Source organism: Streptomyces sp. NPDC020845, from assembly GCF_044334165.1.
Lineage (GTDB): Bacteria > Actinomycetota > Actinomycetes > Streptomycetales > Streptomycetaceae > Streptomyces.
This window is the reverse complement of record NZ_JBIRSJ010000092.1, coordinates 1-1,028: the sequence shown is the minus strand read 5'-3', so window position 1 is coordinate 1,028 and position 1,028 is coordinate 1. Positions and strand designations below refer to the sequence as shown.

The following is a 1,028-nucleotide window of genomic DNA, read 5'->3' as shown; positions in this document are numbered from 1 at the left end:
GAACGGCTGGTGGCGGTGGCGCTGCCACGCTCGGCCGAACTGGTCGTCACCCTGCTGGCCATCCTCAAGACGGGTGCGGGATACCTCCCCATCGACCCGGACTACCCCACCGACCGCATCCACTACATGCTCCAGGACGCGGCCCCCGCACTCCTGGTCACCGACACCACCACCTCACCCACCCTCCCCCACATACAGAACCTGCCCCACACCGAACTCGACGCACCGGACACCCGTGCCGCAATCACGGCGCAGACCAGTGCGGATGTCGGGGATGCTGATCGTGTGGGTGGGCTGCTGGGGCAGCATCCCGCCTATGTGATCTACACCTCCGGGTCCACCGGCCACCCCAAAGGCGTGGTCATCCCCCACCAGGCCCTGCTCAACTACACCGCCCGATGCCCCCAGGCCTACCCCAGCCTCACCGGAGCCACCGTCCTCCACGCCTCCGTCTCCTTCGACGCCGGCGTCACCGTCCTGTACGGCGCCCTCATCTGCGGCGGACGCGTCCACATCACCACCCTCACCCCCACCACACCCCACACCCACACCCCCGGTGACACACCCGTCACCTTCATGAAACTCACCCCCAGCCACCTCCCCCTCCTCGAACACACCACCCTCCAACCCACCGGCCAACTCATGCTCGGCGGCGAAGCAGTCCCCACCGAAGCCGTCCACACCTGGCAAACCCAACACCCCCACACCCCCGTCATCAACCACTACGGCCCCACCGAAACCACCGTCGGCGCCACCGACCACCCCATCCCCCCACCCACCACCAACACACACGCCACCACACCCACCACCGGCACCGTCCCCATCGGCCGACCCATGTGGAACACCCACACCTACATCCTCGACCACACCCTCCAACCCACACCCATCGGAGTCCCAGGCGAGCTCTACATCGCCGGCACACAACTCGCCCGCGGATACCTCCACCGCCCCACCCTCACCGCCGAACGCTTCATCCCCAACCCCTACGGCCCACCCGGCACCCGCATGTACCGCACCGGCGACCTCGC

The 1,028-nt window shown here is 68.0% G+C and carries 1 protein-coding gene; it reads left to right on the top strand.

Features of this window, described 5'->3' with window-relative positions; genetic code table 11:
- A partial coding sequence (locus ACH4U7_RS53215; protein WP_398534951.1) for an AMP-binding protein occupies window positions 1-1,028 on the top strand: 1,028 nt, incomplete at both ends.